The following is a 25,592-nucleotide window of genomic DNA, read 5'->3' on the forward strand; positions in this document are numbered from 1 at the left end:
TGGAGCTAATGTGCGTATTGATGTCAAGTAGGGCTATCAACTATACAGGTGGGGCCATAAAGAGTATCACTGGTGCTTATGACGCGAAATATTCAATAATCGCAACTATTGTAAAATGCCTTTTTATATATAGACATTAATAACTTTAATTGTGCCGAATCGCCGTTAAGCGTAACTGGATTTCCCAGTATATAACTTGCGTGAAAATCTACAATACTTTTTATTGATTGCAGAACGATTTTAGCAGTTGTGAATTTTTCACCCTTAAATTCAAAATCTTTTCTTTGTTTTATCTTATGGACACCATCCATATAGTTCTTTATCTCATTAACCCTTGCTATATTGTTCATTGCAGGGATATTATCTATTTGCATATATCGCTCCTATCTTTATTTTTTACCCTTATATTCTTAAGGAATATTGCCGTATATATCTATATTTATCGTTTTTATTGTCGTTTAGGTATAATCTATCGACCTAATAATTAAATCTATCAATGATACCTGATACCACTTTTAACCCCTTGAATCGCTAATGCCGTGGCTATAACAGTGTCATCGTGTTTTCCACTTTGAGCGTTCATTGACCCGTCTGAATATTCGTATGTTTTCATTTCGCCTAAAAGGTTAAGCGACTTGATTACTATGTCTTGATTCTCAAATAACTCTACAAAATCATCAATCATTATCGGTTTGGTTTTCGCTGTGGTATTAAAGCCAATCTTCTTGACCATTTTGCCCCTAACATCATAATCCTTATGTTTATAAAGGTTTTTATAATGATAAATGTTCTTCAATCGATCTAAAATAACGTGACCACCACTTGCCTTTTCTATTACTACTAAAGCATTGTTGTACCATTTTGCCAGTAGATATACTACCTTTGCTACTTCGTGGGGTTGTGTCTTGTTGCTCCTGAACTCTGCCACTTGAACTAAATCATTAGTATATATGTGTATTACGCTATAATCAGACCCCAGCCCCTCAGAACCATCAACGCCCATTACATACTTTTCACCGTGTTCAGGTGTGTTCCAAACCGACAAATAACTTCTAAGGTATACTTTTATCTCGGCTGGTATATCATCGATTTTCTTTAATGTTTTCAATGATTTTACTGCATTGTATACCTCCTGGATATGACGTGAGTTAAATATATTTTCTCCAGTTGTTAAAAATGCTTCAATCGGCGTGGCTGGAAATTCCTGTTTGAACTTACTTTCACCACTATTTTTAATCTTTATTCTTCGCCACATCAACTGTTCAAGGGTTGCCCCCATATCTCTATATTGTAGTTCGTCTTGTTCAAGGTCGTCATCAGTCAAAGCCCCATCATTAAGGGCAATATACTTTTGTGAAAACTCTTTATATTCATCGGAAAACATTTGTTTATCATCAATCCAGCCAAAGAAAAACGGCTTATATAACGATTCTTTGTTTTCGGATTTCTCCCATATATTTGCAAACTCGTTAAAACCATTAGCGGTTGATTCCAGTATAATCTTCCCATCAGGCAGCAACGCCTGTTCAACTGCTAATATATGCTTCGCCACAACATCTTGTTTGCAAAACGCCACCTCGGATATATGGCAAAACTTAATCGAACTACCCCTAGCAATTTCTTTGTTACCCATTGTGCAAACGGTTATCTTTGAACCATTATCAAACTTCAATTCTTTCCTATTGTTTGCTATATCTTTTAACTTAATCGCATCAGGCAAGTTGTTATATAAGAACTTTAATTTATCGAATATAATATCTGCACTATCAATGCTATAAGATATTAAAAGACAATGATTGTTCGCCCCTGTCAAAGCATACCACAAGGATAAGGCACAACTTATAGAGGTTATACCTAATTGCCTTGATTTAAGGACAACATTATACTTATCGAACCCGTTGACCAATTCTTTCTGTTGTGGATTTAATAAAAAAGGGACAACTATACCATTTTTATCAACTATTTTACAGAACGTTTCAATCCATAGTATCGGATTACCCATTATTATCTTTAATTTTTCTGATAGCATCATTAGTTATCACCATCTTCCAATTTCACACCTTTAAGAATTGATTGCAGTTCTGTTTCCTTTGAATCAGCGAAGAACTCTTGCGAGAAATCAGTAAACGCCTTGAAAGCGTTTGTATCGTCTTTGGCTTTTTCATAATATATATTATATAATTCAATCATCTTTTGACCGTGTTTTGCTTTCAATAACATCTTAGTCGCCTTTTGTACGCTATCTTCCAGTAACCATCTTTGGGCGGTCTTTTCCGTAACACCCTTTGGTATCATTGGATAATATGCCTTCAAATCTTCCAATGTCTTAAAATCCTGCGGTAGTAGTTCTTTAGCATAGAGCCAACATATATATCTCATTTTGGTTTCGCTTGTGACTTCTTTTAACTGTGTTAATATTGATTTTTCGCCCTTTGGCGTTCCTACTTCTTTTGGTTTGCCTGTTTTTTTAGTTGTTGTAGCCATCTTTTACCCTTCTTTCTACCTATCAAAAAAGGCGTGTGTTATTACGCCCCTATATTCTTATTTAATGTTATATTATCATCAAAGATACCATTATGATATTTGGCTATCTTTTCCAACTGTTGCTTTGTCATTCCTTTGAATGGATTATAGTTACTTTGATTCTTTCTTGGTTTTTTATTCTGCAACAAATAATCAGACATTCGTTTTTTAATCAAGTTTTTGAATTTATGTTGATTTTCGCAACGATCGTTACCACTTTCTTTGGTTTCGTTATAATTAAAAAATACAATGGTCTTATTATAATTGTATATTCCTATTTTTCGCAACGCTTTTTCAAGTTGTGGTTTATATATATCTTCATACCATTTTTTGTTCCTACTAAGATAATAATAAGTCGTTTCCTGTTGATTGTCTATAATCCAATTCCCAACCAATTCGTTTCGTAAATCATTTATTGTTTTATCTATCTGTTTAATTTCGGCTACATCATCAACATACCCCCACGTTTCTTTCTTATCATATTTATGTCTAGAAACCGAATAACCTTCATACCATTCTATATCATAATCAGGTTGGTTAGTCATATATGTAAGAGTGGATTTTACTTTGGTCATTACCTCATTGACTAACTTATACTTGTAATCAAGGCAACCGCCTGATAAGTGGTAAGAAGTGACCACACTAACATCTTTGATTATTCCAACCGCTTTAAGCAGTTCTGCCTGAGTCATACAAGTAGAATCCCATTCACTAATTAAAGGTATCAGACAATCCCTATATACAGACGTTCTGTTATTATCTTTGATTGCTGGTAGCGGTTCATTATATGCTTTAATTATTATTATCTCTTTGGTGGGCTTACCTGTATTACGGTTAATTTTACCTGTTAATTCCCACTCATAATATCTTTTTATGTCATCTATATATCTTTCTATCTGATTCAAGTTATTTGTTTTAGTATAGCCACACGACCATACTAATTGATTAACCGACTTGAATTTATTACCTAATTCTATTTTATTCATTTATTCAACCTACTTTTCTTTCATCCTATTTATTATTTAGCCAAAGTTGATATACTTCCTTGGTTTCGTTAAATCCAAATACCCAATATATTTTACCCGTATTCTGATTTATCCCAGTATCTATTACTATTGCCCCATTGTTTATATAAAACTTCGCCTGTAAAGGGTTGTATATATATTTTTTATTATCCATTTTTTTTAACCTACCTTTTTATCCTAATATTTTTTTTCACACGCCAGCATACTAACTGGTTGATTCTTCTACGCCTATCGGCTTGAAGAACCAATTTAGTATATATATTATTGATTTGTCATTTTATCACACTCTTAATTCCTTATTAATATAATATATATTTAATACAGTTTTAAGAGTGTGATAAAATGACAAATACTTAGTTACTTATTAAGTTTGTGCATTTTCACACCCTTAATTCCTTATTAAATAATATATATTAATAGTGTTTTAAGAGTGTGAAAATGCACACCTATTTAATTACTAATTTATATATAAAAAAACCGAAGGTTTTTTTATTATATATTTGACCGAAGGTCAAATATATATATTATTATTAATACTAATTTATTTTTATAAGGGGTATTTAAGAAATATATAATAATATAATAAAAACCCCATTTGGGGGTTTGGGTGATTGCTATAACATAGTATTTGCAACGGAAACAAATGTGTACCTACTCCGTGTTCTATTTATATATACTACTAATAACGGAGGAGGTACACAAAATAAAATTGATTGTCGCAAGACAATCAAAGTTAGCATCTGCTAGTGTTAAGTTGTGCTAGTATTCGTGCCACTTACCTTACAATAATAGAAAAGCGACACGAACTATATAAAAGTTTAATACAATAATATCTATATATATATTATTCAATATTTTTTGGGAAAAAACCACTATTAATTTCATTGTTGATTTTTTCATTGTAATACTCGGCTCTGTTCTGAAACCACTTTTCATATAATGGCTGGCAATCATAGTAATTAAAAGCCACCCAGAAATTATTACTGCTTTGATTTACGCCTACCCCTAATGGGTGGATTCCTTGTTCAATAAAAAAGTTGGCTTGCCTGATATTATATATATATTTTACATCTTTCATTTTTTTTACCTCTTTTATAATGAGTGATTTAGCCACTCAATGTATACTTCTTTCGTGTTTTCTTTTTTGAAAACAAACACTATTGTGTTCGTTGGTTCATCGGCAAAATAACGTTCTGCCTTGACCCCCGCCAATAAATATTTTGTTACTTGAGTCAAATTGAAAATTGCTACTTCATCATCATCTATTTTAGTTTTTATTCTTAATAAATCTTCCTTTTTTATTTGCATTTTTTAATAATCCTTTCTGTTCTATTATCCATTTCGACAACGATATTATTCGTTTCATTTATACTAACCTTGGTTTGCCCGATTAGTTGATTTATTTCTTTTATTAAATCGATCGATTTATTATATTCATTTTTTATCTTCATCATTCTTCACCATTCTTTACCTGCTAAAAATAAGAAAAACTAACTCGATTACGATACACCATTGCCGAACTGAAAATGTTGATATAATCAGGTATGGCAATGTCTATATTAGCATTAAGTGTATTAAAATCTTTGATTTTTTTATCAAATACTAATCCATTTGGGTTCTTGATAAAAAGTCCCTTACTATGGGATATTTTTTCAAAATCAATACCACACATCAACTTACCATTACTATTTATTTCAATATTCTTATTCAGTCCATAATCAATAATAGTATTGTAATAATACTCTATACTGTCTTGGGTGACAATTTCATTTATGAACTCTAAATCCATTAATTCAACCCAATTATCCCATTGTTTTCGGAAATTGAAAAACTGCTTAAACCACGAATCCACACATAGCAATAACTTAATCTGTTCGTCATTGAAATAATTGAATGATTCGCCATATAGCGAAAATAACATCATCAGGGTTGAACCAGCGTATTTATCTGTATAGTTATTTTGATTAATACCGATATTCAGATTGATTGATTGTTTATTCGCTATCCCTTGAACGTGGTTGCCAAATGCCTTGCCATTCGTAAGGTCACAATCGACATATATCGGTTCTTTTCCATTCGCCTTATCGTTGACCCATAATGAGTTAAAATCGTAAAATCCACCTATGTTTAAGTTGAATTTTTTGCTTAAATATAAGCAAGACAACCAACTATCCAAATCATTCGTTAAAACTAAATAATATCTTTCGTTATCTATTGTTTCCCACCAATCAGGGAAACTATTTTTTATATTCTCTTTCATATTTCACACCATTTTTAGTTGCTATAATTAGTGTCCTTTTAGTCCTTTTTATGGTGTGAACTCTTTTTTTTGATTAAATCAGAGTTCGTACTCTCCTTTAATCCTTTTATTCCTTTTATTTATTTTGCTTTTTCTTATTAGCCCTTGCAAGGTTAATCGCTTGATACATTTCTTTTGCGTCATTGTCAGATACATAATCATTCGTTTCTAATCTGCAATAATATTGTTTTGATTTGCAATAAAACTCACTTGCCTGTGTTTTGGTCAAACCTGACAACTCTCTATATTCCCTTATTTTTTTTACTGATACCATTTCTACTTCCTTTCATAAAATAAAAAATAGTGGGGCTATCTCTTAAATAACCCCACATAATAGTTAAAAATTATGCTATTGTCTTTCGCAGAACAACAACACCATCTTTATCGATTAACTTAGTCGCATAAAGTGAAGATGCTACAATATCAGTTGCAAGAAGTAATGCTACTCTTGCTTCCTCAACTGAAATGTCTTTTTGGAATACATAACCCAAAGCGTTTTTCTTAGCAATGTAGGTTTTGCACTCTGCCTTTGATGAATCATAAGTGTTGTTATTGCATACAATAACAGGGATTCCCAGCCAATAGCCACAAAGACCATTAGCAACCATACCATTACCAGCAGTTGCGTATGTCTTTTCAATAGATGTGAACTCAGGCATAGCCACAAGAGTTGGGTATAACCTTGAATTGATTACGATTCCTGCAAATGATTCTGTATCAATGTCATCGCCGAACAGACCGATACCAGCCATAAGTTCAGCACTTGTAATGGTTGTAGCCCCTGCAACTGCTTCTTTCTTGGTTGCGTCTGTGTCCATAGCGGTGACTAAATCGCTATCGATCGCTTTTTGCATTACCTGTGTTACCTGTTCAACCATTCGGTCCATAGTAGCACCCTTGATTTGGCTAGCGTTCTTATCGTATACCCTTACCGCTTTGCCGATTTGCTTGATTGTTGCGGTGTTATCCGTCATTGCGAGTTCTTCGGCTGTCAGGGCTGTACCTAGTGTTACCGTTTCTGCGTCATCTATTCTATCGAATGACGGAAAATGAACCTCATCTCCAGCGGTCATTATCTCTGGTGCCATTGATGTAGCATCGAAAGCGATACCACCGATTCTGAGAGATACACCCAATTTTGCGTTTATTGCGTCTGCAAACACTTTGTTTATTACTAATGCCATTTATTTTTTCTCCTTTGTTTTACTTTTAGTTAGAAAGTTCCGTATAAAGTGATGGGTTTTCGTTATATAGTTTTGCCTTTTCATCATATCCCATTTTCTTAAAGTCCTCTTTGGACACGCCAACCCCACCCCTATTATTTGGCTTGAAATCAGGTTGTTTTGTCGTTACAAGTCCTTTGAAAGATTCTGACAATGCGTTTGTGTCAATATCAGATTTTAGATATTGGGCAAAACTACTATCTATACCAATTTCGCTTAATGATTTTTCTAACTTCATTTGATTTAATTCTAATTTTGCTTTTTGTAGTTCAACCTCTGATTCCGTTGGCTCGTGAGGTTTTAACTTTTCTAATTCCTCATTTGCTACTTTCAGTTTCTGCGAATATTCAGTTCTCACCTTATCCGATTCAGATTGAATCGCCCTTTCCAGTTCTGATACCGCTTCTTCACTCAGGTTGTACTTCTCAATTAATTCTTTGTTCATTCTTTTCTCCTTTCAAGTTGTCGTTGATTAGTCCCTGATATAGTTACTAATTCGACCCCTTTTAATATACTACAAGGTTTTCACCTTAATTTTGGACAAAGAAAAACCACCAATTAATATTGATGGTTTTGCCTTTTTTATATGAGTGTATGTTCGATTTTTATTGTAAATATAGTGAGTTTAATCAATCAATTTTCTTAGATTATATAATAATAAAAATAATTGTTGATTTATCTTACATACTTCATATTCTATTAAAAATTTCCGTGACGTGATGCCACTTTTACCTATACATCACGTCACGGGTCAATGCCTTATCCCAATGTATATTTCACAATATATATTAATGACAATGACAAAGACGAAAAATTTTTGGACAATTTTAAGTGGGGGTATAATATGTTATGATATGGCTAATATTAACATAATATACCCTCATAATATATAAATAAGACAGGGCTAAATAATTAGGTAATAGATATGACGTTCTAATGAAACCTAATAATCTGACCCCAGCAAATTGTGTAGAGGGGGTTGAACCCTCTTTATATTAACAAATTCAAATATTTTTCAATATCAGAATCCGTATAATATCTTCTCCCTGTTACGGTTCTCTTGGCTGGTAGTGTGCCGTTTCTATCTAGTTCTTGTAATTGTCTTACAGTCAAGTTAACCATAACGGCGAACTGACCAATTTTGTATATTTTCAATTCTACCATTTCGATTCACTCCTTTTATTTTTAATGCCTTTCGGCTTTACTTATTATTTCAAAATGTAGAAAAATGTTCTAAAAAAAAATATAGAAAACTTCTCTTTTTGATTGCATAAATGTAGTTGTTTCCTTAATAGTCTATCGTTTTTAGACCTATCAATCCTTATAACTATTGAAATTTCAAGGTTTATAAGGGTTTTCTGAATCAAACATTTTTAAAATTTATCTTTTATGTTATAATATATTTATAAACCCACCTTAATGTAAATCCACCATTTCTAGTTACTTTCTATCATATATGTGATAATTCATACCTTATATAAATGTTGAAATTCCAATAGTTATGTGAGGTGCAAAATCAAACTTTGGGTCAATAAATGTAGTCGTTTCCTTAATAGTATATCGTTTTTAGACCTATCAATCCATATAACTATTGAAATTTCAAGGGTTGTAAGGGTTTTAAAAAGTGGTAAAAAAGGCGTTTTTCGCAATTTTTCGTAACGATCGCCCCTTGTTATATATACTTTTTTGGTGGTTATAACACGACCACCCCTATTGCTATACCCTGATTCTTATAGGAAATAGTCGTTTATAGTATGATTTATCGATTTTAATGGGGTTGTCGATAGATTATACCTTTGAGTATTAAAAACGATTAAATTATCAATTTACTTGATTTTTTACGCATAGAGGTCAATGGCGAATGTCCAGCGTATTGTTTCGCTAAATCATCTGTATCTAGGTCTAAGTACGCTTCTTCTGTTACCTTGATACTGGAATGTCCAAGAATCCTTGACAACGTATATATGTCTCCCCCTGACATTAGAAATCGTTTAGCGAAGTTATTTCTGAAAACGTGGGGGTGTATTCCTGTTAGACCTGCTCGTGATTGATAAATCCTAATAGAACGCTCGAATTGACTAATACTTACTTTTGTACCTCGATTAGTACAAAATAATAAATCGCTTTTCGCTTTTTTATCCTTTTTTCTAATCCATTTTCTTAAATCCTTGTTCAAATAACTCGAAAAAAAGACAAATCGTGATTTTTTACCTTTAGTATTTTCGGCTCGTAGATAAATAGTGTTATGGCTAAAGTCGACATCATCTATTTTTATGGATAAACATTCACCTATACGCATACCAGTATCTTGTAAGGTTTCGACGATTATGTAATCTCTATATTCGCTGAAACGGTTGCAATTAAAGGACTTCATAAACATATTGTATTCTTTATTGGTTAAAAAATACAAGGGTTTACGGGCGGTTTTTATATATTTTAGTTTGTTTATAGGGTTCTGATTAATGTATTCGTAGTCGAAAAGCCAGTTAAAGAACACTCTGATGTTCCTTAAATAATTGTTGATTGTGGTATCAGATACCATTTTACCTTTATCGTTTCTTTTTAACGGGTGATTTACCTCTATGCTGTCTATATCGACAACTACGGTATATTTTCCACGTTCACGAATAAAAGCGATGTAATCGTACAAATCTTTAGTTTTAACACTATTCCAATCTTTGATTTTCTTTTCAGTTTGAAGATAATTGAGAAATAAACAAATGGTCTGCTGATAAGTGTAAATTGTCTTTTCTGATAGTCCTTTATCCTTGCAATAATAAAGGAAACTTTTAAGGTCATTAATCATAAAAAAAACCTCCAAATATACCCTGAATAATAAATGTATATTTTGGAAGTTAGTAGGGTTTTAACGGGTAAAAACCGTTGATTTATGGTCGATTTTCACTTTTCCGAATCGTCCAAACCGTTGAAATTTCAATCAAAACTTGCCTGACCTTTCAATACCGATCTTCCATGCCAGCAATCCGATAAATTCACTGTTAGTGAGTCTGTGATCATCCTTTGGGATCGTATGACCCATTAACACTGCTCTCAGACTGTCGCTGTTTTTCTTACAAGCCGCATGTATAGCAAGCCGCATAGCTTTCTCAACGCTTTCCGGCGATACGCCATTAAGCTTGGCAATTTGTGGATAGACCTCCTTGGTTATTGCGTAGATAACATCCCAGTTTTCCATAGCCATGATCGTTGCCTGGCAGATATACTTATATCCGCATGTATTGATTGGTATACCTAATATCAATACTTTCCTGGAAATCATACATTCTAATTCATTAAGTTCTTTCATTTTCTCCTCCTTGTAAAAATGCATACACAATTCAATTCTTATTTTACTACAAGTTGGTAGTAAAATGCTACTAAAATTTTCGGAATTATCGAATTTTTTTATATGGTGACCTTATTTTTCATCTTGGCAAAGGTCTTATCTCCTATGCCGCTGACATTTTTCAAGTCTTCAATTTTACTGAATCTACCGTTTTCTTCTCTGTATGTTATTATCTTACCGGCCATAACCGGACCTATACCTGTGATTTTCTGTAATTCTGTGCTGTCTGCAGTATTGATGTTGATGAGGCCATTACCGGCAGCAGAAGTTGAGGCTCCCGATGGGGTTCCCTGACTTCCTGAGCCTGAGCCTGAGCTTTCGACTTTGGAAGCAACGACGATTTTCTGACCGTCTTTAACAACCTCAGCCTGATTCAGATCTGTAGTATCTGCTTTGCCTGTAAGTCCACCTGCTTTATCAATAACTTCATATATTCTTGCATCTTTATCTACTTCATATACACCTGGCGATTCAACTTCTCCGCCTACATCAACATAAACCTTAGCCTTTGTTTCAGATGATTCCTCTGCGGCCGTATCCTTCGCAGCGTGAGCATCTTCTATGCTAATAGTGTCACTATTCCCTTTTACCGCAAAAACCAATACAGCGGCAATCACTACTATGATCACCGCCGCTATTTTCAATGGCTTGTTATTTTCTTTTAGTTTGACTGCTAACTCTCTTATCTTCTCCATAGATAAAACCTCCGTAATTCAATAATAATACTTCATTTACCAGCATTACCATTATTTTACATCCATTTTATGTCATAGTCAACAGGTAAACCTAATTTATCCCTGGAAACTTCTATTTCATATCGCGAGCAGTTGAACGACGCGAATTTCATAAAGCTGGTTATTACCAGTTCAGGACTTACATTGGAACGGCTTCCGCAATCTAATGTCATTCTCAGCGTCAGTTTATCATCTCTGCCCTGCTCTGCTGTTATAGCCCTGATTTTAGGTCTGATGTCTGTTTCAACCATTTTTTTAGTTTTCTTCTGCCGCTTCTCTGTTAATATCTGTTTCTGCGACAGATAATCATCAATCACTTTCTGATAATCTTTCTCATAAAAAGCAACCGGTATATCTACTGTATAATCGGCATATTCTACGCTGGCAGCCAATGACTTGCCTTCATCAGGAATTATGCCGCATCTTATCAGTTGTATACCTGTTGGCATAGTTTCCTGAAGATTGCCAATAAGGACATCATTGGAATACGCTGTCTTCGTCTCAAATTCTATATATTCGCCCTTAGCTGAATATCCAAGGGACAGCGGCTGTGCAAAACTCATTTTCGGATGTGGATTAAATCCTTGACTGTACTGCAATTCCAAGCCACATCTTCTGAAAGCACGGCTGAACAATCTTTGCATATCCAAATGAGATATGTACTTGACATAACCGTTTTTAGAAAAAACTATTATATACTTATACATCACTACCTCCTTGGGCGCACCTGACCCTGCTATTAATACCGCAACCTACGCATCCCTGTCGGCAGTCAGCCGTCACGTCTCCAAGACCTGCTTTGTCATTTTCACTTTTCAAGAATGACTTTGTTACGCCGGAGTCTATGATATCCCACGGCAAAACTTCATCATACGAACGTTTACGCTGACTGTAAAATACGCCGTTGCCTTCTTCTAACACATTCTTCCATGCTTCTCTGTTGAAATACTCACTCCAACCGTCAAATTTGCAGCCTGCTTCGTGAGCCTTGATAAGCATATCTGAGCAACGTCTGTCGCCCCTTGCTATTACAGCCTCGCAAGTACTTACTTCATCGTCGTGATAGTTATAGGTGACGTTTTTGATTTTCAGGCGTTCTGTGAGATACTCATGCTTTTTCCTGAATTCTTCGGTAGAATCCTGAGGTTCCCATTGAAAAGGCGTATGAGCTTTAGGCACAAAGTTAGATATGCTGATTGTCACATTGAATCTACCGCCCTTGCCTGACTTTTTGTGCAAGCCTATGATATTTCTGGCTATTTCCGCAATGCCGTCCAGATCTTCATAGGTTTCGCCCGGAAGTCCGATCATGAAATAAAGTTTAACATGACGCCATCCAAGTTCTATAGCCTGCTCCACGGCATCATAAATATCCTTATCAGTAATTCCCTTATTGATAATATCTCTGAGTCTTTGGGTTCCGGCCTCAGGAGCAAATGTCAGCCCTGACTTCTTGTATTTCTGTATTTCTTCAAGAACCTTGAATGAAAAAGAATCAAGTCGTAAGGATGGTAAAGACAACGATACATCTTTATCCTTACAGAATTTAGTCAGTTTCAGTGTCAGATCCTCAAAGTCCGAATAATCGCTTGTAGAAAGTGAAAGTATAGACAATTCGTCGTGGCCTGAATTCTTTAACTGTTCTTCAGTTATCTTCAATATTGAATCGCTCTTCCGTTCCCTTACAGGCCTGTATATCATGCCAGCCTGACAGAATCTGCAGCCTCTGGTACATCCTCTGAATGTTTCCACTACTGCTCTGTCATGAACGGTGTCTATTAAAGGGACTATTGTTGATATTGGAAATTCAGCATATTCTATATCCTCTATAATAGATTTCCTGATTCTGTCGGGAGCTCCATCCCAGTTTTTCTTATACTGCTGGATTGTTCCATCCTCGTTGTAATACACATCGTAAAATGATGGAATATATATTCCATCCCTGTCTGATATTATTTTAAATAACTCTGTCTTGCTTTTGCCGGATTTCTTTGCATCGGCAACTGTTTCTAGTAGTTCAGGTAAAGCCTGCTCACCATCTCCAACAATAAAGATATCTATAAAATCAGCCAATGGTTCCGGGTTGAAAGCGCATGGACCTCCTGCAATTATCAACGGCCAGCTATCGTCCCTGTCCTTGCTCAGCAAAGGTATGCCGGCTAGTTCCAGCATGTTCAGGATATTTGTAAATGACATTTCGTACTGCAGGGTAAATCCCAGAACATCCATATTTTTGACAGGCGTTTTAGTTTCCAATGTAAACAAAGGATATGAATAATCTCTCATAAGAGCTTCCATGTCCGCTGCAGGTGCGAAAACTCTCTCGCAATAGAGGTTTCCCTTTTTATTTACTATGTTGTACAGTATCTGCAATCCAACATAAGACATACCGATTTCATACAAATCAGGAAATGCAAAGGCAAATCTTACATCAAATTTTTCAGTTTCTTTAACGGATATATTGATTTCATTGCCGATATATCTGCCTGGTTTCTCGACCTGCTTCAAAAGCTGATCCAGTGAAGGCGCGAATATGCTGTCTATTGACATTCCTATGCGCTCTTCTATATGGCTTATGAAAGCCTTTGTCTCTTGCTTTTTGGTTAAAAGGCTCTCAGTTCTCTGAGGGTTTTCTCCTTTTTTATGTATAAGGTAATCTACCCTTTCATCGATTCCAACATATCTATCTTCTTTGACTACTCTATCGCCAAGACACATGATATCTGTCTCGTTGATTTTATCCAGGCTGTTAAAATCGTAACGCATATGCACTCTGACTATCGCTGCTTCTTCTGTAAATCCAGCCTTTTCAAGCATATCCGCCGCTATTATTTCATGGTGCTCATTTGTTCTTGCCACATCATGAATAAGTCCTGCCATTTTTATCAGATCCAGGTCCAAATCGAAGCCATGATCATTCAACTGTCTGCCAATAGCTACTGCGGTGTCACTGACGGCACGACAATGAGCTATTACATGATCAGGTGTATTATATGCCCTGAACATTTCATAGCATTCTTTTTCTGTTAGTCTTTTATTTGCAGACATAAAGTCCTCCAATCAATACTCGTCATAAAATTCAAATTCATAATTAAATATCTTGATTGTATCTCCCTCTTCCATACCCATTTCATGCATTTTCCGGATAGCTCCTCGATTTTCTATGTACTTGTACAAATACCTGAGAGAACCAAAATCATTGAAATTAGTAGAATCGAAAATCTTCTGCAGTTGCTTTCCTGTTACAACGTAAGTGTTTCCCTGCTTTTCAACATAGACATTCTTGAAATCAGGATCCTTATCATCTGTTTCGAAATCAAAATACTCCTCTTTCTTTTCCTTAGGAGGATTCTTCAAAGCCTTCTGCAGTTCTTCAAGTGCCGCATTTAATAATTCTTTCACACCGTAATTAATAGGTGCAGAAATCGGGAAGACCTTGTATCCCTTGCTTTCTACATATTCCTTGAATTCCAGATAATCCGGAGAATCTATATCTGTAAGATCGATCTTACTGGCTGCTACCAGCATTGGCTTCTCTGCTACATCTTCACTGTACATAGCCAGTTCAGCGTTGATTTTATCAAAGTCATCTTTAGGGTCTCTTCCCTCACTTCCGGAAACATCCACTACATGTATGAGCACCCGGGTTCTCTCAATATGCTTAAGAAATTTCAAACCAAGCCCAAGACCTTTATGAGCGCCTTCTATTATCCCGGCAATATCAGCCATGACGAAACTTGTGTCTGCAATGTTAACAACACCTAAATTAGGATCTATAGTTGTAAAGTGATAGTTGTCTATCTTTGGTCTGGCACTTGTTGCCACTGCCAGCAGACTTGATTTCCCAACATTTGGAAAGCCTACGAGGCCAACATCAGCTATCATCTTAAGTTCAAGGATAATTGTACGTTCTTTCACAAAATTACCCGCTTCAGCAAAATTAGGCGCCTGTCTGACAGAATTTTTGAAATTGACATTTCCTTTACCACCCTTGCCACCTTTGGCAGCAATGAAAGACTGGCCGTCTTCCAGCATATCAGACATTACCAGTCCCGTAGCAGCATCAATGACTACAGTACCCTGAGGTACTTTTATAATGAGATCCTGTCCATTCTTACCGAATTTCTTCTTCCTCATACCATCCTGACCATTTTCTGCCTCATATTTCTTTTTATATTTAAAATCCATCAGGGTCCTGAGATTTTTATCGGCAATAATTACTATATCACCGCCCTTGCCGCCATCTCCTCCATCTGGTCCACCTTCTGGTACGAAGGGCTCTCTTCTGAATGAAACGCTGCCATTTCCGCCTTTACCTGATACGATTTCGATTTTCGCTCTATCTACGAACATTTATTACCTCCACTTTGATACACAAAGTGTATATTACCATAAATTAAAAAATAAGCCCCTATGTAACATAGGGGCTCCAAGTATCTTAAGCTTCTTTCGGATAAACGCTGACCTGTTTCCTGGTCTTGCCTTTTCTCTCGAATTTAACAGCACCATCTACTTTAGCGAACAATGTATCATCACCACCGATACCTACATTGTTGCCTGGATGAAGCTTAGTTCCTCTCTGCCTCATCAAAATGCTTCCTGCTGTTACAAACTGACCGTCACCAGCCTTGACGCCTAGACGTTTCGATTCTGACTCACGACCATTCTTAGAGCTTCCTACTCCTTTTTTACTTGCCATAGACCTGACACCTCCTTACTGAATGACAATCAATTACTTAGTTGCTTTTTCAATGGCTTCAATGATAACAGCCTTAGTAGCTTTCTCATCGATTTCCACATTATGCTCTTTAGCAAAAGCAATAAGTTCATCTTTCTTCATTGATGCAGAAACTTTCTTGGAAGCTTCCTTCTTAGGAGCTTCTGCCTTTGGCTCTGCTTCCTTCTTAGGAGCGGCCTTTGGTTCTGCTTCTTTCTTAGGTTCTGCTTTCTTTGCAGGCTTCTTCTCAACGCCACCGAGATCATTGATCTCTACCATTGTGTATGGCTGTCTGTGTCCCTGCTTCTTTCTGTAATCCTTCTTATTCTTATACTTGAAGATAACTATCTTCTGGCCTTTGCCATTTTCTACGACTTTGCCAACAACTTTGGCACCCTCTACGTAAGGTGTACCTACTTTCAAGCCATTGTCATCGCTTAATACAAGAACTTTGTCGAATTCAACTTTTTTTCCGGCTTCTGCATCCAGTTTCTCGATGGTGATAATGTCACCCTCCTGAACTCTATACTGCTTTCCACCAGTTTCAATTACTGCGTACATTTATTCTAATACCTCCTCTAACCAGTCTCGCCTTCTCGGGTAGTGCATCGCACACTTTAATAGACCCTTACCGAGCGGTCTAACTCAATAATATTAGCATAAATGTGGATTCATGTCAAACATTTATTTGATTATTAACTATATTTATTCTACTATTACGCCATCTTCGTCAACATTCATGTCATCAGGCTTTTTCTCTGCTTCTTTAGTAGTTTTAGGATCCTTTTCCTGATCCTTCTCATTTTCTTTAAGAGTATCTATAAGCTGGTCATGTACCTTATGCATAATGTCGGGATTGGCCTCCAGATAAGCCTTTATGTTCTCTCTGCCCTGACCTATACGTTCACCGTTATAACTGAACCAGGATCCTGCTTTATCTATGATTCCAGCTTCTACTGCACAGTCCAGAATATCTCCGGATAATGATATACCTTTGCCATACATTATGTCGAATTCAGCCTTCTTGAATGGCGGTGCCACCTTATTCTTAACGACTTTGACTCTGGTTCTGTTTCCAAGCATCTGATCGCCCTGCTTAATAGTCTCTATTCTTCTCACATCGAACCTCATAGATGAGTAGAATTTCAAAGCTCTACCGCCTGTTGTTACCTCCGGATTTCCGAACATCACTCCAACTTTTTCTCTCAGCTGGTTTATAAAAATAACACAGGTGTTTGTCTTATTAACTGTGCCTGTAAGCTTACGAAGAGCCTGGGACATAAGTCTTGCCTGAAGGCCAACGTGAGTATCTCCCATTTCACCTTGTATCTCAGCCTTAGGTACCAAAGCTGCAACTGAGTCTATTACTATTACATCTATGGCTCCGCTGCTGGCAAGCATGTCGCATATTTCCAGCGCCTGTTCACCTGTATCAGGCTGTGACACCAGAAGGTCGTCAATCTGGACTCCAAGATTCTTAGCATAAACAGGGTCTAAAGCATGCTCTGCATCTATAAAAGCAGCCTTTCCGCCCGCTTTCTGGGCCTCTGCCACAATGTGAAGTGCCAGCGTAGTCTTTCCCGAAGACTCAGGTCCGAATATTTCTACTACTCTTCCCTTAGGTACTCCACCTACACCGGTAGCCATATCCAAACTGATAGACCCGGTAGATATAGTATCTATATTCATCTGTGCGCCGGCATCTCCCAGCTTCATGATCGCTCCCTGGCCAAACTGCTTCTGTATTTTGGACATAGCCGCTTCTAAGGCCACTTCGCGTTCATCTTTATTATTTTTACTCATTATTAACCTCCATATTGCGAACACTTGTTCTACTTATATTTTACAGTAAATTTAATATAAGTCAAGTAAATTTTAATATTTATCAATGTAAATAAATGGTAATTACATAATAACATAATTACCATTTCCTGTCAATTAAGATTTGCTTCATCTATACATTTGTTCACCATGTCGAGCATAGATAAGACTGCATAATGTCTGTTCCAGTTTCTGCTGACGTTGCGCATATGCACTTCTCTGACCTTGACATCACCAGCAAAAGCGCACCCTATATATATGAGTCCGACCGGTTTACCCGGCATTTCGCCTCCGGGGCCTGCTATGCCTGTTATACTTACGCAGATGTTACTCCCCGTTTTTTCATAAAGGCCTGCAGCCATTTCTTTTGCTACTTCAGCACTATATACAGTGTGTTTTGTTATAGTATCTTCACGTACTCCCAATTCATCGATTTTAGCGTTAGCTGTGTAGGTTACCAGACCTCTGTCGAATACTTCAGATATTCCCGGTACTGATGTGAGCGTTTCAGCAAACATACCACCTGTGCAGGATTCAGCGCAGGATATAGTTATGCCCTTTTCCAGCAGTTTCCTTCCCACTACCTGAACGAGTTCTTCATCGTCTATGCTGTAAATATACTGTCCCAGCCGGCTGACTATGATATCTGTTGTATCAGCTACGGCTTTCTTTGCTTCTTCTAAAGTGTCACGCTTGGATGCCACCCTGACGGTGCATTCGCCTTCCTTGGCATAAGTGGCTATTGTAGGATCTTTTTGTGCATCTATGAGATCCAGCAAATCAGTTTCGAGAGAAGATTCTCCCTTACCAAAGAATCTCAGCGTCTTGTAATAAATAGCCTTATCCTGGTATTTTTCAAGAAAGGGTTTTACCCTGCGCTGAAACATACGTGTCATTTCTCTCGGCGGTCCCGGCATGCATATGATTATTTTTCCGTTCTTTTCAAGGGCAAAGCCTGGCGCACTTCCCGCGTCATTATCGAAGACTGTTGCTTTGGATGGCATCATAGCCTGCTTGTAATTGTTTTCAGTAAGCTTATGACCCAGCTTTTTAGAGCCTTCCACCAAGGCCTCCATTGAAGGTTCATGTTCAACGAGGTTATCGCCCATTACCTTACAGACGGTTTCCTTGGTCATATCATCTTCAGTCGGTCCAAGGCCTCCTGACGTGATTATCAGGTCACAGTCCTTGAATGCCAGGTCGACCATTTCGCTCAATCTGCCGTCGTTATCGCCTACTGTATAATGATAAAGAACATCAAAACCCAGCAGATTCAACTGCTGGGAAATATAAACCGAATTAGTATTGGTTATCTGTCCGAAAAGGATTTCTGTGCCAACGCTTAAAACTGCACTTCTCATAATGACCTCCCTTAAGCTTTGAAAACCTGTTTATTCTTAACTACATATTCTATTCCTGAATACACAGTCATTATCAATGACGCCCATAAGAATATCATCGCCAGCACATATACATAGAAATAGATATGTGTGTTGTAAAGACCAGCGGCCAGCATGAGCAACGGGACCGCTACCATCTGAAGTACTGTTTTGATCTTACCGCTCATAGCGGCGGCTATTACCAGACCTCCGGAAGCTGCCACAGTTCGGATTCCGCCTATGGTAAATTCTCTGGCCAGAATTACGATGAGCATCCATGCCGGGATCGTTCCATCTCCCACCATCAGACAAAAGGCTGAATATACAAGTATCTTATCTGCCAGCGGATCCATTATCTTACCGAAGTTAGTTACAAGATTCCGGCTTCTTGCGATCTTGCCATCCAGCATATCTGTAAATGAAGCGGCTATGAATATTATCAGCGCCGGTATATACCATCCCATAAGGTATGCTGCAATGAAAAACGGCACCGCTATTACTCTTCCAACTGTCAATTTATTTGGTAAATTCATGTCTAAACCTCCCTGCCTTCTAAGTCATAATCAAAAGCATCTTCGATTTTCACTCTCACTATATCCCCGGGTCTATGCTCCTTCAAAGGTACAAAAATTACCGAGTTGTCTATCTCCGGTGCATCATATTCTGTCCTGCCTATGTAAGAGCCGTCTTCGTCTCTCTCATCGACCATAACATCCATTATGCTTCCAATTTTATTTTCATTGTACGCAAGTGATATCTCCATCTGGCGAACCATTATGCCATCCAAGCGTTCTTGCTTGATTTCTTCGTCTATTTGATCTGGCATTTCCGCCGCCACAGTACCTTCTTCCTTGGAATAAGCGAATACGCCAAGGCGTGCGAATCTCTGCTTCTCAACAAAGTCCTGAAGAATGTCGTAATCGTCTTCAGTCTCTCCGGGAAATCCCACAATGAGGGTAGTACGAATATGAATATCCGGTATTGCCTTTCTGAGTTTTCCAAGAGTATCATCCAGGGATGCCGAAGTGGATCTGCGGTTCATACTCTTAAGTATTCTATCGCTGGCATGCTGTATGGGGATATCTATATAATTACATATTTTCTCTTCTGAGGCCATGGTCTCTATCAATTCATCAGTTATCCTGTCTTCATAGCAATACATAAGCCTGATCCAGCGAATACCATCTATTTTGCAAAGCCTGTGAAGCAGATCAGGTAATTCCAGACTTCCATAGATATCCATTCCATAATACGAGACATCCTGTGCAATAAGAACAAGCTCTTTACAACCGGCGTCTGCCAGTCGCTGAGCTTCTTCAACTATATTCTCTTTCTTCCTGCTTCTATATGGTCCTCTTATCTTAGGTATTATGCAGTAAGCACACACGTTATTACAACCTTCCGCTATTTTCAGCGTAGCCGTGTATGGGTCATCCGACAACTTACGTGCCTTTATTTCCAATTCCTCGATCCTGCATGGATCGATTACTTTGAACCTATCCTTGTTTTCGCTGCACAGATCATCCAGCAATTCCGGAAGTCTGTCGTAATCATTTACACCAAGAAAGCCATCGACTTCCGGCATTTCATCATAAAGCTCATCGGCATATCGCTGAGCAAGGCAACCGGATACTACCAGTTTCTTGCCTTCTTCTTTATATGCTGACATATTGAATATCTCATCTATAGACTCAACTTTAGCATCATTGATGAAGCCACATGTATTGACTACTATAATGTCAGCTTCGTCAGGTGAATCCACTATGCCGTAACCTGCATTCTCCAATATACCCATGGCCATTTCAGAATCATTGAAATTCTTTGGACAGCCAAGTGTATCAAAATATACTTTCATTACTCTATTCCCTGTGCCCCTTCTTTCATCTTGGCAAGCTCTTCTTCTGTAATGAGGACCTGCCTCGGTCTGCTTCCATCCTGAGGCCCTACGATTCCTCTGGATTCCATCATATCCATTATCCTTGCCGCTCTGTTGTACCCTATCCTGAAACGTCTCTGCAGCATTGAAACGGATGCCTGTTCACTAGTCACTACGCATTCTATTGCATCAGGCAGAAGCTCATCTGCATCATCGTCTTTATTCATATTCAAGCCTTTTCCGTTCTCTATAGTGTCGATCACATCGTCAGCATACTCTGCTTCATCGACCTGAGACTTTACATGTTCTATTACACGATGGACTTCCTGGTCAGACACAAATGTTCCCTGTACTCTTATAGGTTTTCCCATTCCAAGAGGATTGAAGAGCATGTCGCCCTTGCCTACCAGTTTCTCTGCGCCGCCCATATCAAGTATGGTTCTTGAATCGAACTGCGATGATACAGCAAAGGCTATCCTGGAAGGAATATTAGCCTTGATGACGCCGGTTATTATATCTACTGAAGGACGCTGAGTAGCAACGATAAGATGCATTCCGGCTGCTCTGGCCATCTGCGCAAGTCTGCAGATAGATTCTTCCACCTGACTTGGCGCAGCCATCATAAGGTCAGCCAACTCATCTATTATGATGACAACCTGAGGCATGACCATATCTTTTTCATTATCAGCCTTCATTTTGTCATTATATGACTCGAGATCCCTGACACCTGATTCCGCGAACATCTTGTACCTGTTCGTCATCTCCACAACCGCCCAGCTAAGGGCTGCCGCTGCCTTTGACGGATCTGTAACGACCGGTATGAGCAGATGAGGTATGCCGTTATAGTTGCCCAGTTCTACCACCTTTGGATCTATGAGGACCAACTTCACCTCGTCAGGATCCGCTTTGTACAAAATGCTTGTGATTATGCTGTTGATGCATACGCTCTTGCCTGAGCCAGTGGATCCGGCAATGAGCAAATGCGGCATTCCCTTCAGGTCAGCCACTATAGGCTTGCCGGCTATATCTTTTCCAACAGCAAATTCTATCTTGGATTTAGCTGACTTGAACTCGCGGGACTCTATTATCTCGCGAAGTCTTACCATGTTGATTTTATCATTTTCTACTTCTATACCTACAGCAGCTTTGCCAGGTATAGGAGCTTCTATTCTTATGCTTTTGGCGCGTAGATTCAGTGCAATGTCATCGGACAATCTGACGATACTGCTGACTTTAACGCCTATGTTAGGCTGTATCTCATATCTGGTCACAGCCGGACCCTGAGTCACCTGAACGACCTTCGCATCTACATTGAAGTTTTGTAAAGTCTCTTCCAGCTTACGTGCCTTTTCCTTCAGGTCGCCGCTTATGCCCGTCGTATTTATTTTGTCAGGCTCAATAAGCAGGTCGATGGAAGGCTTCCTGTATTTGCTGCTGCTTCTGTCTACGGATTTAGTAAGGGCTGCTGAGGCACTTCCTAATCCCAGACCTGTGCCTATAGCAGCAGCGTCTTTCGCGATTTCCTTAGCCGACGGTTTGACTTCATCCGGGGATGAAAGATTGTCTGCAGGCATGTCTCCGTTTAAGCCATAGGATTTGTTAGGATCGAGACTTTTTTCTTCGTTAAAAGGATCATTCTGGCGCAAAAAGTCCAATACATTGCTTTTGCCTTTTTTCGTACTTGTCTTTCCTGTAAGGGAATCAGACTTTGCAGCTGATTTATTGCTGGCGTTGTTCTCGTTATAAGGCGTTATTATTTTTATATCGTGAGACTTAGGCTCTGATTCTGACAATTGCGCCATGGCTACTGGTTTTTCCTGTGAAAGTATGGTCTCTCCGTTAGCCTTACTTTCTTCTTCAGCCTTTTCTTTAAGTAAACGTTTTTCTTCCCGCTTGTTGCTGTGCTTTTCCATAGCTTCTGACAAAGGAGTATTGATCATTAGTAATATACAGATTATCGTTATTACTGATGCAAATATATAGAGCCCTGCTTTACCTATCAGTTTAACAAGACAGATTCCAAATGTCATACCGATAGAACCGCCGCCGTTCAGAGTCACACCGTCATTGTAAAAAGTTCTGACTGCATATACCAGATGACCGCTGTCTATATATCTACCTGAATTCAGAAGGCACAGCATTATAAGCATTACAAAAGTGAATACTAAAGTTTTCCACGAGAAATGCATCGCTTTGTGCGCTATCAGAAGTAAACCTATCAGTATCAGATACCATGGCAAAACCAGTCCCATCAGACCGAAGAGCCCTTTAAGTATATCGCCGAATTTATTTCCGAATTCTCCGGCAGCATGAAATTGTACAGCAATAAAGATAAAAGCTCCGAGAGCAATGAAAATAACTCCCCAGATATCATCATTAATGAGCTTGCTGGCCTTGCGCTTTGCCTGCATTTTCTTTATCTCTTCTCTGTTTGCCGCTTCCTTAGGAGAGCCTTCCTTCTTCTTGTTCCTGGTCGTAGTATTCTTCTTGTTTTTAGAACCAGGCGGCCTTCCCGGTTTCCCTTTTGATTTAGTTGTTGCAGTACTCTTTTTCGTTGCCACTTATATCCTTCCTTTACTCTTCATATCGATAATTACATAAAGAACACGCTGTATATAACAGTCAGCGCACCTAATATCCACACATAATAAGCGAAGTACTTAAGCTTTCTGTCTACTACTACCTTTATCATCGCCTTTATTGCCAAAATACCGCAGATGGCTGCTACAATGACACCTACTACCATAGGCCCTATCAGCGAAGCATCAGTAGTAGCATGCATGGCATCCGGTAATTCAACTACAGCTGCGCCTAGTATAGATGGTATAGAAATCAGGAATGCGAATCTTACAGCAAACTCTCTGGTTAGGCCTGTAAACAGACCGCCTACCATAGTAGAACCGGATCTCGATATTCCCGGGCAAATAGCTATTCCCTGAAGTATTCCGATGAATATTCCGTTCCTGAAATTCATGCCTTCTATATCGTTTCTGTTCTTTCCGATTTTTTCTGAAAAAAATAGCAACAGTCCTGTAATAATAAAGCCAACACCTATGAACAAAAGATTAGTGTTAAGGCTTTCAAAGAAACTATTGAAGCAAAGTCCCATTAAACCCGTTGGTATCGTAGCTACGATTATCATCAGGCCCAGTTTCCTCATAGGTCTTTCTGAAAGCCTCAGACCCTTGCCTGTGCAAAGGTCGGCTATAGTAATAAACAGCTCCTTGATCAGAGCCCATATATCGCTCCAGTACATTATGAAGACTGATACAAGTGTGCCTATATGCAGCATTACAGTAAACATCAGCACCTTGTCTCCCTGTATGCCGAAGAAATGCTGCAACAGAGCCAGATGCCCTGAACTGCTTATTGGCAGGAACTCTGCCAGGCCCTGTACCAGTCCAAGTATTATTGATTCTAAATAACTCACCGATTATCCTCCTGATTCTCTATTTATGTGTAATATATCCCTTTGCTACCAGTGCTTCTGCTGAAAGCACGCCGCCGCCGGCAGCTCCCCTAATAGTATTATGTGCAAGTCCAATGAACTTATAATCATATACAGTGTCCTCGCGCAGCCTTCCAACCGTTACTCCGAAACCATTTTCATAGTCAACATCCAAGGCAACCTGAGGTCTGTCATCTTCTTCAAGATATTTAATAAACTGCTTAGGAGCACTTGGAAGATCTGCTTCCTGTGGGAATCCCCTGAAGTTATTGAGTTTTTCAATAAGTTCCAGCTTAGAAGGTTTTTTCTCAAAGTCAATGAAAACAGCTGCTGTATGTCCGTCTAAAACAGGAACTCTTACGCACTGACATGTTATTCTTGGCCCATTTGCCTTGACTATTTCATCATTTTCAATATGTCCAAGTATCTTGAGAGGTTCCTGTTCACTCTTTTCTTCCTCGCCGCCGATATAAGGGATTATATTCCCTACCATTTCCGGCCAGTCCTCAAAAGTCTTACCAGCCCCTGATATGGCCTGATAAGTAGTAATTACAAGCTCTGTTGGCTTAAATTCCTTCCATGCTGCCAAAGCAGGCACATATCCCTGGATCGAACAGTTAGGCTTGACCGCTATGAATCCTCTCTTGGTCCCTAGTCTTTCTCTCTGATACTTGATTATCTCATAATGATCAGAATTGATTTCAGGAACTACCATAGGAACATCAGGCGTCCATCTATGAGCGCTGTTATTAGACACTACAGGCGTCTCAGTTCTGGCATAGGCCTCTTCTATAGCTCTTATTTCATCTTTAGTCATATCTACAGCACTGAATACGAAATCCACCGTATCTGCAACTGCATCTATATCTGAAACATCCATTACTTTTATATTCTTAACAAACTCAGGCATTGGAGTCTGCATCTTCCATCTCCCTGATACGGCTTCCTGATAGGTCTTGCCGGCACTTCTGGCGCTTGCAGCGATAGTTGTTACCTGGAACCATGGGTGGTTCTCGAGCAAAGATATAAATCTCTGTCCGACCATACCAGTACCGCCAAGAATACCGACTCTTAGTTTCTTATCTAGTTGTATCATTTCATATGCCTCCTTTTTTACTATAAACGTACCAATTATTATATCATTTTTCCATTAGTTTATCAACATTTTAATGGTATTCAGACTCTTCGGTCACACACAAAA

General features: G+C 38.2%; 26 protein-coding genes and 1 pseudogene. All 27 read right to left on the reverse strand.

The window, feature by feature from the left end:
• Nucleotides 1–92 precede the first annotated feature (92 nt).
• The gene (locus EV211_RS07565; protein ID WP_133528825.1) at nt 93–374 is read right to left on the reverse strand and encodes a phage portal protein; all 282 of its coding nucleotides are present in this window, start codon (nt 372–374) and stop codon (nt 93–95) included.
• 119 nt (nt 375–493) lie between these two features.
• Nucleotides 494–2,032, reverse strand: coding sequence for a phage terminase large subunit family protein (locus tag EV211_RS07570; protein ID WP_133528826.1), 1,539 nt, complete (start codon nt 2,030–2,032; stop codon nt 494–496).
• A complete protein-coding gene (locus EV211_RS07575) occupies nt 2,032–2,484 on the reverse strand; it encodes a hypothetical protein (protein ID WP_133528827.1) in 453 nt (150 codons plus the stop codon). Before EV211_RS07575 ends, EV211_RS07570 begins: the two co-directional genes overlap by 1 nt.
• 41 nt (nt 2,485–2,525) lie before the next feature.
• Nucleotides 2,526–3,509, reverse strand: coding sequence for a hypothetical protein (locus tag EV211_RS07580; RefSeq protein ID WP_133528828.1), 984 nt, complete (start codon nt 3,507–3,509; stop codon nt 2,526–2,528).
• A gap of 25 nt (nt 3,510–3,534) precedes the next feature.
• Nucleotides 3,535–3,702: a hypothetical protein gene (locus EV211_RS10750; RefSeq protein ID WP_166635411.1), complete on the reverse strand. Its 168-nt coding sequence runs from the start codon at nt 3,700–3,702 to the stop codon at nt 3,535–3,537.
• 690 nt (nt 3,703–4,392) lie between these two features.
• The gene (locus tag EV211_RS07585) at nt 4,393–4,626 is read right to left on the reverse strand and encodes a hypothetical protein (protein WP_133528829.1); all 234 of its coding nucleotides are present in this window, start codon (nt 4,624–4,626) and stop codon (nt 4,393–4,395) included.
• 14 nt (nt 4,627–4,640) lie between these two features.
• Nucleotides 4,641–4,856: a hypothetical protein gene (locus EV211_RS07590; RefSeq protein WP_133528830.1), complete on the reverse strand. Its 216-nt coding sequence runs from the start codon at nt 4,854–4,856 to the stop codon at nt 4,641–4,643.
• Between the two features lie 166 nt (nt 4,857–5,022).
• Nucleotides 5,023–5,808, reverse strand: a complete 786-nt coding sequence (locus EV211_RS07595; RefSeq protein WP_133528831.1) for a hypothetical protein — start codon at nt 5,806–5,808, stop codon at nt 5,023–5,025.
• A gap of 115 nt (nt 5,809–5,923) precedes the next feature.
• Nucleotides 5,924–6,121, reverse strand: coding sequence for a hypothetical protein (locus EV211_RS07600; protein WP_133528832.1), 198 nt, complete (start codon nt 6,119–6,121; stop codon nt 5,924–5,926).
• 70 nt (nt 6,122–6,191) lie between these two features.
• Complete coding sequence (locus EV211_RS07605; protein WP_133528833.1) at nt 6,192–7,031, reverse strand: phage major capsid protein; 840 nt, start codon at nt 7,029–7,031, stop codon at nt 6,192–6,194.
• 25 nt (nt 7,032–7,056) lie between these two features.
• Nucleotides 7,057–7,515 carry a hypothetical protein gene (locus EV211_RS07610; RefSeq protein WP_133528834.1) on the reverse strand — a complete coding sequence of 153 codons (459 nt, stop codon included), beginning with the start codon at nt 7,513–7,515 and terminating at the stop codon, nt 7,057–7,059.
• Between the two features lie 545 nt (nt 7,516–8,060).
• A complete protein-coding gene (locus tag EV211_RS07615; protein ID WP_133528835.1) occupies nt 8,061–8,234 on the reverse strand; it encodes a MerR family transcriptional regulator in 174 nt (57 codons plus the stop codon).
• Between the two features lie 649 nt (nt 8,235–8,883).
• On the reverse strand, nt 8,884–9,876 hold the full coding sequence (locus EV211_RS07620; protein WP_133528836.1) for a tyrosine-type recombinase/integrase: 993 nt from the start codon (nt 9,874–9,876) through the stop codon (nt 8,884–8,886).
• 132 nt (nt 9,877–10,008) lie between these two features.
• Nucleotides 10,009–10,377 (reverse strand): sporulation initiation factor Spo0A C-terminal domain-containing protein, encoded by a 369-nt coding sequence (locus EV211_RS07625; protein ID WP_166635412.1) that lies wholly within the window; start codon nt 10,375–10,377, stop codon nt 10,009–10,011.
• 98 nt (nt 10,378–10,475) lie between these two features.
• Nucleotides 10,476–11,111 carry a helix-hairpin-helix domain-containing protein gene (locus EV211_RS07630; protein WP_133528838.1) on the reverse strand — a complete coding sequence of 212 codons (636 nt, stop codon included), beginning with the start codon at nt 11,109–11,111 and terminating at the stop codon, nt 10,476–10,478.
• Nucleotides 11,112–11,167: 56 nt separating this feature from the next.
• Nucleotides 11,168–11,857, reverse strand: coding sequence for a TIGR03936 family radical SAM-associated protein (locus EV211_RS07635; protein ID WP_133528839.1), 690 nt, complete (start codon nt 11,855–11,857; stop codon nt 11,168–11,170).
• On the reverse strand, nt 11,850–14,198 hold the full coding sequence (locus tag EV211_RS07640; protein ID WP_133528840.1) for a TIGR03960 family B12-binding radical SAM protein: 2,349 nt from the start codon (nt 14,196–14,198) through the stop codon (nt 11,850–11,852). Before EV211_RS07640 ends, EV211_RS07635 begins: the two co-directional genes overlap by 8 nt.
• Nucleotides 14,199–14,210: 12 nt before the next feature.
• Entirely contained in the window at nt 14,211–15,503 is a 1,293-nt protein-coding gene (obgE, locus tag EV211_RS07645; protein ID WP_133528841.1) for a GTPase ObgE, read from the reverse strand.
• Between the two features lie 85 nt (nt 15,504–15,588).
• On the reverse strand, nt 15,589–15,849 hold the full coding sequence (gene rpmA / locus EV211_RS07650; RefSeq protein ID WP_133528842.1) for a 50S ribosomal protein L27: 261 nt from the start codon (nt 15,847–15,849) through the stop codon (nt 15,589–15,591).
• 276 nt (nt 15,850–16,125) lie between these two features.
• Nucleotides 16,126–16,428 (reverse strand): annotated as a pseudogene (gene rplU, locus EV211_RS10900) (50S ribosomal protein L21); the annotation flags it as partial.
• 144 nt (nt 16,429–16,572) lie between these two features.
• Entirely contained in the window at nt 16,573–17,670 is a 1,098-nt protein-coding gene (gene recA / locus EV211_RS07660; RefSeq protein WP_133528844.1) for a recombinase RecA, read from the reverse strand.
• Nucleotides 17,671–17,801: 131 nt separating this feature from the next.
• Nucleotides 17,802–19,049 carry a competence/damage-inducible protein A gene (locus EV211_RS07665; RefSeq protein WP_133528845.1) on the reverse strand — a complete coding sequence of 416 codons (1,248 nt, stop codon included), beginning with the start codon at nt 19,047–19,049 and terminating at the stop codon, nt 17,802–17,804.
• Nucleotides 19,050–19,060: 11 nt separating this feature from the next.
• Nucleotides 19,061–19,600, reverse strand: coding sequence for a CDP-diacylglycerol--glycerol-3-phosphate 3-phosphatidyltransferase (gene pgsA / locus EV211_RS07670; RefSeq protein ID WP_133528846.1), 540 nt, complete (start codon nt 19,598–19,600; stop codon nt 19,061–19,063).
• 2 nt (nt 19,601–19,602) lie between these two features.
• A complete protein-coding gene (rimO, locus tag EV211_RS07675) occupies nt 19,603–20,922 on the reverse strand; it encodes a 30S ribosomal protein S12 methylthiotransferase RimO (RefSeq protein WP_133528847.1) in 1,320 nt (439 codons plus the stop codon).
• Nucleotides 20,922–23,504, reverse strand: a complete 2,583-nt coding sequence (locus tag EV211_RS10995; protein ID WP_279222026.1) for an FtsK/SpoIIIE family DNA translocase — start codon at nt 23,502–23,504, stop codon at nt 20,922–20,924. Before EV211_RS10995 ends, rimO begins: the two co-directional genes overlap by 1 nt.
• 32 nt (nt 23,505–23,536) lie before the next feature.
• Nucleotides 23,537–24,373, reverse strand: coding sequence for an undecaprenyl-diphosphatase UppP (uppP, locus tag EV211_RS07685; protein WP_133528848.1), 837 nt, complete (start codon nt 24,371–24,373; stop codon nt 23,537–23,539).
• 19 nt (nt 24,374–24,392) lie between these two features.
• Entirely contained in the window at nt 24,393–25,487 is a 1,095-nt protein-coding gene (gene asd, locus EV211_RS07690) for an aspartate-semialdehyde dehydrogenase (protein ID WP_133528849.1), read from the reverse strand.
• Between the last annotated feature and the right edge of the window lie 105 nt (nt 25,488–25,592).

It is taken from the genome of Aminicella lysinilytica (assembly GCF_004362975.1).
Classification (GTDB): domain Bacteria; phylum Bacillota; class Clostridia; order Peptostreptococcales; family Anaerovoracaceae; genus Aminicella; species Aminicella lysinilytica.

Bases quoted from the DNA above. Each gene is read 5' to 3' on its own strand.
- EV211_RS07565 (WP_133528825.1), bottom strand. From the start codon at position 374: ATGCAAATAGATAATATCCCTGCAATGAACAATATAGCAAGGGTTAAT.
- EV211_RS07570 (WP_133528826.1), bottom strand. From the start codon at position 2,032: ATGATGCTATCAGAAAAATTAAAGATAATAATGGGTAATCCGATACTA.
- EV211_RS07575 (WP_133528827.1), bottom strand. From the start codon at position 2,484: ATGGCTACAACAACTAAAAAAACAGGCAAACCAAAAGAAGTAGGAACG.
- EV211_RS07580 (WP_133528828.1), bottom strand. From the start codon at position 3,509: ATGAATAAAATAGAATTAGGTAATAAATTCAAGTCGGTTAATCAATTA.
- EV211_RS10750 (WP_166635411.1), bottom strand. From the start codon at position 3,702: ATGGATAATAAAAAATATATATACAACCCTTTACAGGCGAAGTTTTAT.
- EV211_RS07585 (WP_133528829.1), bottom strand. From the start codon at position 4,626: ATGAAAGATGTAAAATATATATATAATATCAGGCAAGCCAACTTTTTT.
- EV211_RS07590 (WP_133528830.1), bottom strand. From the start codon at position 4,856: ATGCAAATAAAAAAGGAAGATTTATTAAGAATAAAAACTAAAATAGAT.
- EV211_RS07595 (WP_133528831.1), bottom strand. From the start codon at position 5,808: ATGAAAGAGAATATAAAAAATAGTTTCCCTGATTGGTGGGAAACAATA.
- EV211_RS07600 (WP_133528832.1), bottom strand. From the start codon at position 6,121: ATGGTATCAGTAAAAAAAATAAGGGAATATAGAGAGTTGTCAGGTTTG.
- EV211_RS07605 (WP_133528833.1), bottom strand. From the start codon at position 7,031: ATGGCATTAGTAATAAACAAAGTGTTTGCAGACGCAATAAACGCAAAA.
- EV211_RS07610 (WP_133528834.1), bottom strand. From the start codon at position 7,515: ATGAACAAAGAATTAATTGAGAAGTACAACCTGAGTGAAGAAGCGGTA.
- EV211_RS07615 (WP_133528835.1), bottom strand. From the start codon at position 8,234: ATGGTAGAATTGAAAATATACAAAATTGGTCAGTTCGCCGTTATGGTT.
- EV211_RS07620 (WP_133528836.1), bottom strand. From the start codon at position 9,876: ATGATTAATGACCTTAAAAGTTTCCTTTATTATTGCAAGGATAAAGGA.
- EV211_RS07625 (WP_166635412.1), bottom strand. From the start codon at position 10,377: ATGAAAGAACTTAATGAATTAGAATGTATGATTTCCAGGAAAGTATTG.
- EV211_RS07630 (WP_133528838.1), bottom strand. From the start codon at position 11,111: ATGGAGAAGATAAGAGAGTTAGCAGTCAAACTAAAAGAAAATAACAAG.
- EV211_RS07635 (WP_133528839.1), bottom strand. From the start codon at position 11,857: ATGTATAAGTATATAATAGTTTTTTCTAAAAACGGTTATGTCAAGTAC.
- EV211_RS07640 (WP_133528840.1), bottom strand. From the start codon at position 14,198: ATGTCTGCAAATAAAAGACTAACAGAAAAAGAATGCTATGAAATGTTC.
- obgE (WP_133528841.1), bottom strand. From the start codon at position 15,503: ATGTTCGTAGATAGAGCGAAAATCGAAATCGTATCAGGTAAAGGCGGA.
- rpmA (WP_133528842.1), bottom strand. From the start codon at position 15,849: ATGGCAAGTAAAAAAGGAGTAGGAAGCTCTAAGAATGGTCGTGAGTCA.
- recA (WP_133528844.1), bottom strand. From the start codon at position 17,670: ATGAGTAAAAATAATAAAGATGAACGCGAAGTGGCCTTAGAAGCGGCT.
- EV211_RS07665 (WP_133528845.1), bottom strand. From the start codon at position 19,049: ATGAGAAGTGCAGTTTTAAGCGTTGGCACAGAAATCCTTTTCGGACAG.
- pgsA (WP_133528846.1), bottom strand. From the start codon at position 19,600: ATGAATTTACCAAATAAATTGACAGTTGGAAGAGTAATAGCGGTGCCG.
- rimO (WP_133528847.1), bottom strand. From the start codon at position 20,922: ATGAAAGTATATTTTGATACACTTGGCTGTCCAAAGAATTTCAATGAT.
- asd (WP_133528849.1), bottom strand. From the start codon at position 25,487: ATGATACAACTAGATAAGAAACTAAGAGTCGGTATTCTTGGCGGTACT.